The organism is Streptomyces sp. NPDC044704 (genome assembly GCF_056433525.1).
This window is the reverse complement of sequence record NZ_JBWKGY010000010.1, coordinates 124,048-138,009: the sequence shown is the minus strand read 5'-3', so window position 1 is coordinate 138,009 and position 13,962 is coordinate 124,048. Positions and strand designations below refer to the sequence as shown.

The window sequence follows — 13,962 nt, the reverse complement described above, 5'->3', positions numbered from 1 at the left end:
AGATGCTGATCATGGGGCCTCTGGGCGGATGAATCGCCCGCACGGGTGGGGCATGGTGGATTTCATGAGTGCCTTGGCCCTGTCGGTTCTGCTCTGCCTGGTGTCGGCCGTCGCGTACGCGGGGGGTGCGATCGTCCAGGAACGTGTCGCGGCGACCTCGCCCGGCCGCGGCTACGCGCCCCTGCGGCGGGCCGTCTGGTGGGTGGCGGTCGGGCTGAACGGCGTGGGCGCGCTGCTGCACGTGGTGGCGCTGGCGTACGGGCCGCTGAGCCTGGTCCAGCCGCTGGGGGCGCTGACGATCGTGTTCGCGCTGCCGATGGCGGCCGTCTTCGTGCGCCGCCGGGCGGGCGCGGCCGCGTGGCGGGGCGCGGTCCTGGCGACGGCGGGCCTGGCCGGGCTGCTCGCCCTGACCGGCGGGGACGGCGCCGGCCGGGAGGCCCTGGCGGGCGGGGAGCGGGTCCTGCTGCTGCTGGTGACGGCGGCCTGCGGGGCGGCCCTGTTCCTGGCGGCGCACCGGGTGGAGCGGCCGGTGCTGCGCAGCGTGCTGCTGGCCGCGGCGGCCGGTACGGCCTTCGGAATGGCGTCGGTGTTCACCAAGTCGGTGGCGGAGGGTTTCGCCCCGGACGCCCTGGCGGGGCTGTGGCCGGACCTGGCCGCGATCGCCGTACTGGCGTCCTGCGGGCTGCTGCTGTCGCAGGCGGCGTACCGGGGCGCGGGGCTGACCGCGCCGCTGGCCACCGTGACGGTCGTCAATCCGGTGGTCGCGGCGGCGGTGGGGATCTCCCTGTTCGACGAGGGCTTCCGCTACGGGACCGCCGGGGCGCTGGCGGCGGTGACGAGCGGCGTGCTGGCGGCGGCCGGCCTGATCCTGCTCACGGCCGTGCCGCCGCACGTGCGGGGGTCAGATGCGGACGCCGTGCCCGCGCAGGTACTTCAACGGGTCGATGTCGGATCCGTACCCGGGGGCCGTGCGCATCTCGAAGTGGAGGTGGGGGCCGCTGCTGTTGCCCGTCGAGCCCGACCGGCCGATCCGCTGGCCGCCGGAGACCTGCTGCCCGGCCTTGACGCCGAGCGCGGAGAGGTGGGCGTACTGGGAGTACCGGCCGTCGGAGTGCTTGATGACCACCTGGTATCCGTAGGCTCCGGCCCAGCCGGCCGACAGGACCGTGCCGGGGCCCACTGACTTGACGGTGGTGCCGGTGGGGACCGGGAAGTCGACGCCCGTGTGGTAGCCGCTGGACCAGGACGATCCCGCGACGCGGTAGGCGGTGCCGAGGGCGGCGTCGACCGGCGCGGAGAACCCGCCGGCGGCAGGCTGGGCGGGGACGGGCTTCTCGGCGGGCTTGGCGGCCGGTTCCGGCTTCGGCTTGGGCTTCTCGGCGGGCTTGGCCTGTTCGGGGGGCTTCGGCTTCTCGGCGGGCTTGCTCTGCTCCGGCCGGGGCTGCTCGGTGGGCTTCGGCTTCTCGGCCGGCTTGCTCTGTTCCGGCTTGGGCGCGGCCGGTTCCACGGGCTTGACCGGGTCCGCGGTGCGCGGCGGCTTCTCCGGGTTCTGCGCGGGCGGGGCGGTGGTGATCCGCAGGGTGAGCCGCTGCCCCGGGAAGATCAGGTTGGGGTTGGCGCCCACGGTGGCCCGGTTGGTCTCGTACAAGGCCTGCCAGCCGCCCTCCACGCGCTGGTCGGTGGCGATGGCCGAGAGCGAGTCCCCGGGCGCGACGACGTACGGGTTCGGCAGGACGGAGGTCCCGGTCGGACGGGGCAGGGTGACCGGGGCCCCCGTGGTGGCCTTGGTCGGCTGGATCCGGTCCTTGGGGGCCTGCGGCTGCTGGGTCTTCTGCGGGGCCGGGACGGTCTTCTGCGCGGCGGGCTTCTGCGCCGCGGGCGCGGCCTGGGTGCCGCCGAGGGCGGGTGCGGGGCCGCTGCGGCTGAGGCCGGCCTGCGGGCCGCACGCCGGCCATGCCTTGGGGCCCTGGCCCTTCAGGACCTTCTCGGCGACGGCGATCTGCTGCTCGCGGGTGGCCAGGTCGGCGCGGGGAGCGAAGGCGGTGCCGCCGAATTCCCGCCAGGTGCTCTGGCTGAACTGGAGTCCGCCGTAGTAGCCGTTACCGGTGTTGATCTTCCAGTTGTTGGTCGACTCGCAGTTGGCGACCTTGTTCCACGTGTCCACGGAGGCGGCGTTCGCGACCCCGGCGCCGATCAGCGGAAGGGCGATCCCCGCGCCACCGGCGGTGACGGCGAGCGAGGCCCGGTTGATGCTGCTCGGCTGGTACCGGCGGTGCCGGCCCCGTACACCCATGGGAGCCCCCTTGAAGACATGCAGGAACCGCACAACCTAACGGCGTGCCACATGTCTGGCAAGGGCCACAACCGGCCGCACTCAAGGGCAAGTTGACCGTGTCCTGCTCAGTTCTCCTGCCCAGAACTCCGACTCCTGCTCCGTACCGTCCTCAGCTCAGCGGGCCGGGCTGCGGGATCGGCGCGGGCCCGGGCGGCGGGGGCACCGGGTCGGGCTCGGGGTACGGTCCGGGCACGGGCGGTACCGGGCGCGGTACGGGCGAGGGGTCCGGCAGCGGCGGGACCGGCGCGGGGACCGGATCGGGCTCGGGCGGCGGGGGCTGGGTCTGCTCTGCGTTGCGCACCATGTGTCCCACCTTCCCCCGATCCGGCCGGCCACGCCCCCCGGATCCGGGCGAACGGACGGCGCCCCCCGACGGCCCGCGCCGCCGGGGGGCGCCGTGTCGGCGCGGGGGCTGGTCAGCCCAGGGGCACCGGGGTGGGGTCGACTCCGGTCGCAGTGCCGCGGAACAGTACGGTCCGGCCGTCGGAGCCGGTGGCCCACAGGTCGGCGCGCCCGTCACCGGTGAGGTCGCCCCCGGAGCCGAGTACGGGGTGGGCGGCCTGACCGAATCCGGTGCCCACCCTCACCCGAACGGGCGAACCCCAGCTCGCGGGGTCGAGGGTGCCGTCGGCGGTCTTCGCCCCGGCGACGGAGTGGAGGTCACCGGTGGCGTCCTCGCGCAGCCACAGCTCGGCGGCGCCGTCGCCGTCGGTGTCACCGGGGGCGACGACCGTGTACGCGGCCCAGTCGGTCCCGCCCACGGGCGTGGGGGCGGTGCGCCGGTCCAGCAGGCCGACGGCGCCGTGGTACAGCCACAGCCGGCCGCCCTGCCCGACCAGCAGGTCGTCGCGGCCGTCGGCGTTCACGTCGCCGGCGGAGACCAGCTGCGAGGCGTCGCGCCAGTGGTTGTTGGCGTCGTCGCGGACGCTCAGGTCGAACCGGTCGTCGGCTTCGACCGCGCCGAGGCCGTTGTTCGGGTACACCCACAGTTCGCGGCCGTCGTCGCCGGGAGCGAGGACGACCAGGTCGTTGTAGCCGTCCTCGCCCCAGTCGCCGCTCGCGACGATCCGGGACCCGGGCGCGAGGGTGGCGCCGGCGTCGGTGGGCGCCGCGAACGTGCCGTCGCCCCTGCCCGCGCGGAACTGGAGGCGGCCGTCGGGGCCGAGGGTCCACAGGTCGCGGTGGCCGTCACCGTTGAGGTCGCCGGGGGCGTCGGGGGTGGCGGGGCGCTTCGCGTAGAAGAGGTAGACGGCCGTGTCGGAGCGGTTGCCCGCCTTGTCGACGCTGTAGGCGTACACGGTGTGCGGACCGGTGCGGAGCGGGGTGATGACCGCGCTCCCGCCGACGGCCACGGTGCGCCCGGCCGGGTCTTCGTCCGACCAGTAGACGATCTTCGCCAGGTCCTCGACCCCGCCGTCGGCGAAGGTGAAGGTACCCGGGGTGCGGGCGGCGCCGGTGTTCTCCGGCGCGCCGCCCGAGCCGTCGGGGAACTCGGCCGAGGAGATCACCGGGGTGGCACCGGGCCGCTCGCGGTCCACGGAGAAGGCGCAGCTCGGCGACCACGGGGAGGCCTGCCCGGCGGCGACGGCGCGGGCGTTCCAGGTGTAGCGGCCCGTGGGCAGGTCGGCGTCGGCGACGGGCCAGACGGCCGGCTGGCCGTTCGTACCGGCGGCGACCGCCATGGTGCGCACGGGGGTGGTGGCGCCGGCCCCGAAGAGCTGGAACTCGGCCTTCAGGTCGCCGGCCGGGCCTTCGGCGACGGCGAGGAGGCTGACCTGGGTGTTGCCGACGAGGCCGCCGGTGCAGGCGGTCGCGGGGGTGGTCCGCAGGCCCGAGACGGCCGGCGGTGCGGTGACCGAGGTCTCCAGGGAGGCGGTCTTCGCGTCGAAGCGCTTCCAGGCCGAGGTGTCGTTCTCGTCGGTGGCGTACAGGCCGACGGTGACGTCGCTCCGGCCGGCGGCCGCGGCGTCCTTGAGGAGCGCGGTGACGTCGAACTCCAGGTTCCCGGCGGCGCAGCCGGGACGGCCCTTGGCGGCGGTGACCGTGGCCAGCTTGGTGCGCTTGGCGGGCTGCTTGTTCCAGGTCGTCTTCGCGGAGACGGGGTCCACGCTCCACAGCTCGACGGGCTCGGCCGTGCAGGAGCCCGCGCCCGTGTTGCGGATGCGCAGGGTGGAGCCGGTGACCTGGGCGCCGTCGAGGTTGCCGGTGCCGAGCCGCAGGAAGGAGCGGGACAGGCCAGCGGAGCCGCCCTCGTTGCCGGCGCGCAGGGCATCGGCGGACTTCCAGTAGGCGGTGTTCGGGTGCTTCCTGGACACCCGGGTCCAGCCTTCGACGGCGCCGTGCACCGTGCCGTCCGGCCGGGCGGTGGCCGCGGCGGTACCCGCCGGTGCGGCGGTCGCGGCGGTTGCGGCAGTCGCGGCGGTTGCGGCGGTTGCGGCGGTTGCGGCGGTTGCGGCGGTTGCGGCGGTTGCGGCGGTTGCGGCGGGGGCCAGTGCGACGAGTCCCGTCGCGGCCGTCGCGCCGGCCAGCGCGAGCGTTGCGGCGCGTCTGAGCGCGCTTCCGGCCCGGCCCCCCGGCCTGGTCTGCTGCATGATCACGAGCCCTCCCCTGACTGAAAACGATCAGCGTGACCCTAGCGGCGGCCCCGGGGCAAGCGCACGCGGATTAGCGCCGCCCCAGGGGCACTTCAGGGGTACTTGGGGGCGCCTTACGCGCGGGCCGCCAGGTCCAGTGCGGCGGCGAGGCCGGGGCGCGGGCTGGAGAGCACGGGCAGCCGGGTGCGTACGAGGTCGGCGGCTCCGGCCATGGAGGCCTGGGCCAGGACGACGGCGTCCGCGTCGGTGACGGCGTCCGCCGCCGCGGCCACGGCCCGGAGGTGCCCGGCGGTGTCCCCGGCCTCGAACAGCGCCCAGGCCCCGGCGACGAGGTGGGTGCGGACCGACAGCGGCCGGCCGGCCGCTCCACCAGCCTGTCCCGCCTCCTCGGCCAGGCCCGCCTCCTCGGCCAGCAGGGCGGCCGTCGGGGCGAGCGTCGACTCCACGGTGGCCAGTACGGCGATCCGCCGGCCGGTGCGGACGGCCGCGGCGGCCATCGGCCGGTCCACCCGCAGCACCGGTACGCCGAGGGCGGGCGCGAGGGACTCCGCGACCGCCCCGATCGTCGAGCAGGTGACCAGCACCGGGCCGTCGGCGCCGTCGAGCCGCGCCAGGACGTCCGGGGCCACCGGGCCGGGCCCCTGCGCCCGGGCCCGGTCGAGCAGCTCGGGGGCCACCAGGTGCCGCAGTACGGCGCCCGGATGGTGCCGGTCCCGGAGCGCGTCGAAGACCGGTACGTGGGCCGGCGAGGTGTGGAGCAGCGTCAGCCGCGTCACCACAGGTCGGGGTCGCCCTTGAGCTGCGCCTTGGCGGCCTCGACGACGTCGGCCGGGGCCTCGGGCGCCTGGTCGGGGTGCTTGGCCGCCCAGCTCGCCGCGTAGGGGCAGAGCGGGACGACCGGGACGCCCTCGGCGGCGGCCCGCTCGTAGAAGGAGGCCACCAGCGCCCCGGCGATCCCCCGGCCCTCGTGGCCCGGCTCGACGACCGTGTGGACCGCCACCAGGGCGTGCGGCTCGGCGGCGAGGACGAAGTAGGCGATGTGTCCGACCACCCCGCCGTCCTCGACGGCCAGCAGCCGGCCGGCCCCGCGCTCGTCCCTCAGCTCGACCGCCATCGCCCCGACTCCCCTCAGACAGCCACCGCGTGGGGGCTGCGTTCCTGGTCCGTGCCCGGTACGGGGGCGGACGGATCCGCACCCAGCTCGATGATCGCATTGTCCGCGTCGACGTGGACGACGCGCGGCACGAGCGCACGGGCCTCGGCGTCGTCGACCTGCGCGTAGCTGATCAGGATGACCAGGTCGCCGGGGTGCACGAGGTGCGCCGCGGCCCCGTTGATCCCGATGACACCGGAGCCCCGCTCCCCCTCGATGACGTACGTCTCCAGCCGCGCACCGTTGGTGATGTCCACGATGTGGACGAGCTCCCCCGGCAGCAGATCGGCCGCGTCGAGCAGATCGGCGTCGATGGTGACGGACCCGACGTAGTGCAGGTCGGCCTGGGTCACCGTGGCCCGGTGGATCTTCGACTTGAACATGGTACGAAGCATGCGAATACTCCCGGTGTGTCTGCTCCCTGCCCGCTGTGCGCAGGTCAAGGGCGGTCGCCGCAGACTACAACGGTTCGCGTGTCCGGTCAGCCCTGGGAGCTCGGTTCGAGCAGCGGGGTCAGGGTGTGGAATTCGCGTCGGAAGTACACCGCCGGCTCTTCCTCGTTCACGCGCGCCCGCGTGACCGCGCCCACGAGGATGGAGTGGTCGCCGCCGTCGTGGCGGGCGGTCGCCGCGCATTCCAGTACGGCGCTGGCCCCCTCGAGCAGGGGGTGGCCTTCGGCGTTCGTCGTGAACTCGCCCCGGGAGAACTTGTCGACGCCCTTGGAGGAGAACCACAGGGCGAGGTCCCGGTGCCTGGGCGGGAGCACGTGGACGACCCACGAGCTCGCCGCCGAGAAGGCGGGGTGGCACTGTGCGTTGACGGAGAGGCAGACCAGTACCAGCGGTGGGTCGAGGGAGAGCGAGCAGAAGGAAGTGGCGGTGAATCCCCACCACTTCCCCTCGGCGTCGACCGTGGTCACGATCGTCACTCCGCTCGGGAATGAGGACATGGCGTGCCGGAAGCTGTCCGTCAGCTCCTCAGTGGGCATTTTCGATTCCCTCCAGACAGGACGTGTCGGCTGCGCCGTGACGGGCTCGCCGTGGGAACGCCGACGAGCAGCCCCTGCCGGTACGCGCGCTAGGAACGGCTCATCAGCAGCGGTCGCGGTGACACCGCGGTCGCGGATCCGGTCAGCAGGCCGACGTCGGCCCGCAGGATCCGCAGGTGGAGCTCCTGGAGCTGCCGGCCCGGGTCCACGCCCAGGTGGTCGGCGAGGGCCTGGCGCAGGGTCATGTAGGCGGCCAGCGCTTCCGCCTGCCGGCCGGACCGGTAGAGGGCGAGCATCAGCTGGAGCCAGTGGGGTTCGTGCAGGGGGTTCGCGGCGGTCAGCGAACGCAGTTCGCCGACCAGCTCCTGGTGGCGCCCCAGTTCGAGATCGGCGTCGATGCGGGCTTGGATGGCCTCGGCGCGCAGGCCTTCCAGTTCGATGACGCGCTGGACCACCGTCGAGGTGGCCTGGGCGTCCGCGTAGGGGTCTCCCCGCCACTGGGCGAGTGCGCTCGTGAGGAGTTGGGACGCGCTGCGCGGGTCACCTGCGGCCAGGGCCGCCTTCCCCTCCCGCACCAGGCGCTCGGCCCGCACGGCGTCGAGGTGCTCCGGGGGGATGTCCAGGACGTATCCGGAGGGGCGGGTGAGCAGCCACTGCCCTTCGGGATCGCCCAGGGCCCGGCGGAGCCGCAGGACGGCCACGGCGACCGCCTTGCGGTCGGTGGTGGGCCGGTTGTCGGCCCAGACTTCTTTGAGGATGCGCTCGGTCGACATCGCCTCGCCCAGCTGTGCGGTCAATGCGGCAAGCAATGAGCGAACGCGAATACCACTGACCGGTACTTCCGATCCGGACCTTTCGGTGAATCGGACCTCCAAGGGGCCTAATACTCCCACTCGAATTGGACATTGTGGGTTTTTGTGTTCCATCCATTCAGGCATCTTCAGCACCGGCCCTCCTCCGGGGTCACCTGCTTCCGGCAAGCCGGAATAAGGTGGCGGATGAACATAGTTGCATTGGCATCCGTCACGATCAAGCGACTACCGAGCGATGCGTCAGGTTGTGCGGTAGATCACCCGCCGCTGGTCACACGGCCAACGGCCGGGTCGGAGAAGGGCGGTGCGGGCGACCTAGGGAGAGGTTTGGCGGAGCGCCGCGCGGGGACGGTGGAGGAGGGTCCGTCCACGCGCGGGCCGGGCGGCCGGCGGTCGGGATCAGCCGGCCTCGCAGGCGTCGAGTACGAGGTCGCTGACCTCGCGAAGCCGCCCGATACCGGCTCCGAACTCGGGTTGAACGTTGGACAGGTACGCGAACACGAGCTCGCGCGCGGGATCGGCCCACACGACGCTGGACGTAGTGCCCGCGTGCCCGAAGGTGCTCCTGCCGCTCGCCCCGCCCATCACCTGCGCCAGATCCCGCGGGTCCTGGCCCGGCCCGCCCAGCATGAATCCGTGGGACCAGCGGACCGGGCGTTTCAGGGAGGCGTCGTTCTCCCCGTCATTGGACGGCTTGACGGCCTCTGCCACGCTCTCGGGCCGCAGTACGCGGACACCGTCGAGGATCCCGCCTCCCAAAAGCATTTGATAAAAGCGGGCCAGTTGTGCTGCCGTGCCGGAAAGTCCGGCGGACGGAATGACGGACTGCCGGTATCGGCGCCTGTTGCTCATCCACTGGTTGGGCCATTCGGAAGGATGGTCGGCGCGCGCCGGCACGTGCCGGTCCCAGGCACTGTCGGGCAGTCCCATGTGCAAATCGTCCAGACCGAGCGGGACGAAGAACTCAGATGTCACGAAATCGCGGAACGACCGGCCGGTGACGCGTTGCACGAGTTCGCCCAGAATGAATCCGTAACTCATGAAGTGGTAGGCGGCGACCTCGCCTCCCGGCCACCGGGGCCGGGCCGCTTCGAGGTCGCCCACCGAGCGCTCCCAGTCGGAGGCGGTCCGCATGGTGCGCAGCATGCCCCGGCCGACCGGCACGCCGGCCCGGTGCTGCAGGACGTGGCGGACGGTCACCCGGGCCTTGCCCTGCTGGGCGAACTGCGGCCAGTACGCGGCCACCGGCTGGTCGAGCTCCAGCAGGCCGCGCTCGGCGAGCGCGTGCACGGCGAGGGCGGCGAAGGGCTTGGTGGCCGCGTAGGCGAGGAAGAGGGAGTCGGGGGAGCAGCCGAACGAGCGGTCCAGGACCACGGCGCCGCGCCGCAGGACGCACAGCTGTGCCGCGCCTCCCCTCCCCTGCACCACCTCGGTCAGTCGTCGCAGGACCGCGGGGTCCATGCCCGCGGCCTTCGGGTCGTGTTCCCGTTCGTTGATGGCGTTCATTGCGGTCGGTCCACCCTCTGTGCGCTGGTGTCGGAAGGCTGCCTGGGCTTCATCGCGGTGTCCTCACCAGGTGACCGGCATGGTGTGCATGCCCCGGACCATCAGTCCCGCCTTCCACGAAAGGTTCTCCTCGGGCACGGCCAGGCGCAGGCCGGGGTACCGGCGGAACAGTGTGGTCAGCGTGATCTGGAGTTCGACGCGGGCCAGTTGGGCGCCCATGCAGTGGTGCGGGCCCGCTCCGAATCCCAGGTGCGGGTTCGGCTGCCGGGCCAGGTCCAGTCCGTCCGGGTCGGTGAACAGGGCCGGGTCGCGGTTGGCGGCGCCCATCGACGGCACCACCGTCTCCCCGGCCTTGACCAGGACTCCCCCGAGGTCGACGTCTTCGGTGGCCGTCCGGGGGAATCCGTCGACGGTGCCGATGGGCACGAAGCGGAGCAGTTCCTCGACGGCGGCGGGGATCAGGGCGTGGTCGTTCCTGAGCCGCTCCAGCAGTTCCGGGTTGCGGAAGAGGACGTAGAGGAAGTTGGGGATCTGGCTGGCCGAGGTCTCGTAGCCGGCGATGAGGATGGCCTCGGCCAGCCGGACGAGTTCGCCCTCGGTGAGTCCGTCCTCCTCGTCCCGCGCGGTGACCAGGGCGCCGATCAGGTCCTCGGTGGGCCGCACCCGCCGTTGGGCGACGAGCCCGCCGAGGTAGTCGTGCATCCGCATCATGTGGTCGCGCACCTCCACGGGGGTGTGCGCGGTGGTGGTGAGCAGGGCGTCCGACCAGGTGCAGAACCGCTTCCGGTCCTCGGGCGGCACGCCGAGCAGCTCGCAGATCACGGACACGGCGAAGGGCAGGGAGAAGTCCTCGACCAGGTCGGCGGGAGGCCCCATCTCCTCCATGGCGTCGAGCAGCGCGTCGGCGGTGCGCTGGATGCGGGGCCGCAGCTCCTCCACCCTGCGGGGCGTGAAGACCTTCCCCACCAGGCGGCGCAGCCGTGCGTGGTCGGGGCCCTCCACGCTCAGGACGGCGTCGGGCGGCGGCTGGTGGGGCAGGAACCGGGGGGCGCCGGGCGCGACGGCGAGCGCGCGGGAGAACCGGCGGTCCGCGAAGACCCTGCGTACGTCCTCGTAGGCGGTGGCCAGCCACGCCTCGCCGCCGTAGGGCAGGGTGACGCGCTGGAGGGGCCGCTCCCGGCGCAGGGGCTCCCAGTACGGGTCCGGCTCCAGCCTGTCGGGGGCGTGGAAGGGGTAGGCGGGAGCCTCGTCGGCCCCGAAGGGGCATCCGGGCGCGGCGGCCTGCCGGCCGGTCACGAAGCGTCGTCCCAGGTCACCGGGAGGTTGTACACCCCGTACACGATCTGGTCGTCGCGCCAGCGGATGTCCTCGGGCGGCGCCGCCATGCGCAGGGTGGGGAAGCGCTTGACGAGGCCGCGCCATGCCGAGCGCATCTCCACGCGGGCCAGTTCCATGCCCAGGCACAGGTGGATGCCGTGTCCGAAGGCGAGGTGCGGGTTGTGCTCGCGCGTGATGTCGAGGCGGTCCGGGTCGGGGAAGACCTCGGGGTCGCGGTTGGCCGCGGGCAGCGAGGCGAGCAGGGCCTCACCGGCCTTGACCGGGTGACCGGCCACCTCCATGTCCTCGGTGACGCCGCGCGGCAGCCCCTGCTGGACGATGGTCTGGTGCCGCAGCAGCTCTTCGACGGCCTGGTCGACCAGGGTGATGTCGTCGCGCAGCAGGGCCCACTGGTCCGGGTTCTCCAGCAGGGTGTAGGTACCGACGCCCAGCATGTTGGCGGAGGTCTCGTGCCCCGCGATCAGCATGAGCACGCCGATGCCGGCGACTTCCAGGTCGGTGAGCGCGGGTACGGCGTCGGGGTCCTGGATGAGGTGGCTGAGCAGGTCGTCGCCGGGGTTCTCGCGCTTGGCGGCGCACAGGTCGATCATGAACTGGTTCATCTTGGCGCCGAGGGCCCCGAGTTCCTCGGGGGTGGCCTCCAGGTCCTGGAGTCGCAGGACCATGTCCATGAACTCGGCCCGGTCGTCGTAGCGGATGCCCATCAGCTCGCAGATGACCAGCAGCGGGATGGGCAGCGCGAACGACTGGACCAGGTCGACGGGGCCGCCTTCGGCCTCCATGGCGTCGAGGGTGTCGCTGACGATCTGCTCGATCCTCGGTTCGAGCTTGCGGATCGCCCGCATGGTGAACCACTTGGTCAGCAGGCGGCGGTAGCGGGTGTGGTTCGGCGGGTCCATGAAGATCAGGAAGCCCGGCAGGTACTCTTCGCCGCGCATCTCGGGTGCCAGGTTCCGCCACGGCTGGGGCGTCTTGCCCGGGTGCGAGCTGACGCGGGGGGCGGCGAGCGCGGCGCGGACGTCCGCGTGGCGGGTCAGCAGCCATCCCTCGGAGTCGTCGGCGAACCTCATCCTGCTGACGGGGTCGGTCGCCCGCAGCTCTTCGAGCTCGGGGGGCGGCGAGAAGGGGCAGGTGCGCTGCCGCGGCAGCGTGGCCGGCTGCTGTTCGGTGTCGGTCACGGTCGGGACTCCTCGGGACGTGGTGCGGTGCGGGCGGGGCTGGGCGGCGCGGCTCAGAGGGTGGGCGCGTCCGGGCCGTTCAGCGGCAGTACCTGGTAGCTGGCGTCGGTGCGGTCGCGCAGGGAGGGGTTGAAGCCGGCCTGGGCCTCGGCGGGGTCGAGCGGCACCTCCTGGACGAGGTTCCATTCGTTGAGCACGAGCCTGCGGGCGATCTTCCAGACGCCGTCGCGCCGTTCGAACCGGTCGACGTACCGTCCGGCGTACTGCTCCACCCGCTTGACGCCTTCGCTCTCGCGGTAGTGGTAGGCGGTGCAGTAGGTCTCCACGCCCGCGGAGTCGCCGTCGATCTCGATCGTGCTGCCGTGCAGGGTGTGCAGGGTGCCGGTGTAGGCGTCGCGCAGGATCGGGACGATCTGCTTGACGAAGTCGTGTGCGTTGCCGCGGATGACGCCGCGGTCGTCGTGCGCGTCCTCGTGGTAGGCGGACTTGACGAGTTCCTCGTCGAGCCGGTCGAGCCCGCGGCAGTAGCGCTGCAGGACGGTCCGGATCTCGCGCTCGCTCCACAGGATGTCGAGCTGGTCCATCGTGGTCTCTCCTCGGTTCGCTGTTTTCTGGTGGTTCCGGGCGTGCCGGGGTCTGCCGCGGCGTGCCCGGACGGCGCGGTTGGGGTGGGGCTGGTGGGGGTGTCTCAGGAAAGCGTGGTCAGGCCCGTCCTGGGGGCGTTGACCAACACCGCCTGGTTGCCCTGGGGGTGCTGGTTCTCGTACATCAACTGGTGGGCCTTGCCGATGTCGTCGAACCCGCCGGTCCAGGAGAGGCACGGGTCGAGCTGTCCGGTGGAGACGAGGTGGATCACGTCCCGGCACTGGCGGAGGTTGGCGAAGTGCGAGCCCTGCAAACGCTTTTGGCGCATCCACAGGAAGCGCAGGTCGACATCGGCGTTGTAGCCGGTGGTTCCGCCGCAGATGACGACCATTCCGGCGTTGTCGCACAGGTACATGGACGTCGGGATGGTGTCCTGGCCACTGTGCTCCAGGACGACGCGGGGTGCCCTGCGCTCTCCCAGCGCCTCCCAGAAGCTCCGGCCGAAGGCCCGTACGCCCTCGGTCCAGCGGGCCATCGCCTCCCGGTCGCCGATGTCGGGCAGCCGCCCCCAGTGGTCGAAGTCGAGGCGGTTGACGGTGCCTTGGGCGCCGAGTTCTCGGCAGTACCGGGCCCGCTCCTCGTCGGAGACCACGGCGACGGGGACGCCGCCCCGGATCCGGGTGATCTGGATGGCCATGGAGCCGAGGCCGCCGGCTCCGCCCCAGATGAGGACCGGGTCGCCGGGCCGTACGTCGTGGGGTGCCCAGCCGCACAGCTGACGGTAGGCGGTGGCTCCGGTGAGCAGGAAGCAGGCGGCTTCCTCCCAGGTCAGGCCGGGGGGCTTGGGGTGGCACTGGTAGTCGTCGACGAGGGCGAACTGGGCGAAGGAGCCGTAGTTCCCCTCGTACCCCCACACCGACTGCGAGCCGGAGGTCATGGGGTCGGCGCCCATGCGGATGTCGGAGGCGGTCTCCGTCCACTGGCAGCCGGACAGGATCACCTCGTCGCCCACCGCGACCTGGCTGACGCCCTCGCCGACGGCCCACACCACGCCGGAGCCCTCGGACCCGCCGATGTGGAAGTCGTCGGTGTCGCCGCGCCTGAGCCGCTCGGAGATCACGTCGACCGGCTGCCCGAGGGAGGCCCAGACGTTGTTGTAGTTGATGCCGGCGGCCATAACGAGGACCAGCACCTGGCCGGGCCGCACCTCGGGCACGTCCACGACCTCGCTGCGGAACGCCTGGTGCGGCGGGCCGTAGCGGTCCCGCCGGATCACCGAGGCGTACATCTGCTCTGGAACGGTGCCGATCGGGGGTATGTCACCCAATTCGAAAAGAGTATGTCGCACGCGGAACCCCGTCTGGATACAAACTCGTGCCGGATCAGAAGAAATTCGGAAGAAATGCTGCGCGGCAGCAGGCCACTGCAGATTCGGAATGCGGGGGGCCGTACGGAGAATGAATCGATCCGTCG

13 protein-coding genes and 1 pseudogene are annotated in these 13,962 nt (G+C 72.5%); 1 reads left to right on the top strand and 13 read right to left on the bottom strand.

The window, feature by feature from the left end; translation table 11 throughout:
* Positions 1–28: 28 nt before the first annotated feature.
* Positions 29–838 (top strand): annotated as a pseudogene (locus tag AC07B0_RS24175) (DMT family transporter); the annotation flags it as partial.
* A 63-nt stretch (positions 839–901) separates the two neighbouring features.
* Here the strand turns inward: AC07B0_RS24175 and AC07B0_RS24170 are convergent.
* From AC07B0_RS24170 to ccrA, 13 genes are all read right to left on the bottom strand, one after another.
* Positions 902–2,293, bottom strand: a complete 1,392-nt coding sequence (locus AC07B0_RS24170; protein ID WP_478898908.1) for a transglycosylase family protein — start codon at positions 2,291–2,293, stop codon at positions 902–904.
* Positions 2,294–2,444: 151 nt separating this feature from the next.
* Complete coding sequence (locus AC07B0_RS24165; protein ID WP_356882421.1) at positions 2,445–2,639, bottom strand: hypothetical protein; 195 nt, start codon at positions 2,637–2,639, stop codon at positions 2,445–2,447.
* Between the two features lie 112 nt (positions 2,640–2,751).
* Entirely contained in the window at positions 2,752–4,926 is a 2,175-nt protein-coding gene (locus AC07B0_RS24160) for an FG-GAP-like repeat-containing protein (protein WP_478898907.1), read from the bottom strand.
* Positions 4,927–5,042: 116 nt separating this feature from the next.
* A complete protein-coding gene (locus AC07B0_RS24155) occupies positions 5,043–5,708 on the bottom strand; it encodes an aspartate/glutamate racemase family protein (RefSeq protein WP_478898906.1) in 666 nt (221 codons plus the stop codon).
* On the bottom strand, positions 5,702–6,043 hold the full coding sequence (locus tag AC07B0_RS24150) for a GNAT family N-acetyltransferase (protein WP_478898905.1): 342 nt from the start codon (positions 6,041–6,043) through the stop codon (positions 5,702–5,704). Before AC07B0_RS24150 ends, AC07B0_RS24155 begins: the two co-directional genes overlap by 7 nt.
* A gap of 14 nt (positions 6,044–6,057) precedes the next feature.
* The gene (gene panD, locus AC07B0_RS24145) at positions 6,058–6,477 is read right to left on the bottom strand and encodes an aspartate 1-decarboxylase (RefSeq protein ID WP_356882413.1); all 420 of its coding nucleotides are present in this window, start codon (positions 6,475–6,477) and stop codon (positions 6,058–6,060) included.
* A gap of 86 nt (positions 6,478–6,563) precedes the next feature.
* Positions 6,564–7,070 carry a flavin reductase family protein gene (locus AC07B0_RS24140; protein ID WP_356882410.1) on the bottom strand — a complete coding sequence of 169 codons (507 nt, stop codon included), beginning with the start codon at positions 7,068–7,070 and terminating at the stop codon, positions 6,564–6,566.
* Between the two features lie 89 nt (positions 7,071–7,159).
* Positions 7,160–7,996, bottom strand: coding sequence for an AfsR/SARP family transcriptional regulator (locus AC07B0_RS24135; RefSeq protein WP_356882455.1), 837 nt, complete (start codon positions 7,994–7,996; stop codon positions 7,160–7,162).
* A 285-nt stretch (positions 7,997–8,281) separates the two neighbouring features.
* Positions 8,282–9,388, bottom strand: coding sequence for a serine hydrolase domain-containing protein (locus tag AC07B0_RS24130; RefSeq protein ID WP_478898904.1), 1,107 nt, complete (start codon positions 9,386–9,388; stop codon positions 8,282–8,284).
* Between the two features lie 63 nt (positions 9,389–9,451).
* Positions 9,452–10,684 carry a cytochrome P450 gene (locus AC07B0_RS24125; RefSeq protein WP_356882406.1) on the bottom strand — a complete coding sequence of 411 codons (1,233 nt, stop codon included), beginning with the start codon at positions 10,682–10,684 and terminating at the stop codon, positions 9,452–9,454.
* Complete coding sequence (locus tag AC07B0_RS24120; RefSeq protein ID WP_356882404.1) at positions 10,681–11,904, bottom strand: cytochrome P450; 1,224 nt, start codon at positions 11,902–11,904, stop codon at positions 10,681–10,683. The genes AC07B0_RS24125 and AC07B0_RS24120 overlap by 4 nt, the downstream gene beginning before the upstream one ends.
* Positions 11,905–11,957: 53 nt before the next feature.
* Positions 11,958–12,488: a nuclear transport factor 2 family protein gene (locus tag AC07B0_RS24115; protein WP_356882402.1), complete on the bottom strand. Its 531-nt coding sequence runs from the start codon at positions 12,486–12,488 to the stop codon at positions 11,958–11,960.
* A gap of 104 nt (positions 12,489–12,592) precedes the next feature.
* Positions 12,593–13,816, bottom strand: coding sequence for a crotonyl-CoA carboxylase/reductase (gene ccrA, locus AC07B0_RS24110; RefSeq protein ID WP_467300703.1), 1,224 nt, complete (start codon positions 13,814–13,816; stop codon positions 12,593–12,595).
* Positions 13,817–13,962 lie beyond the last annotated feature (146 nt).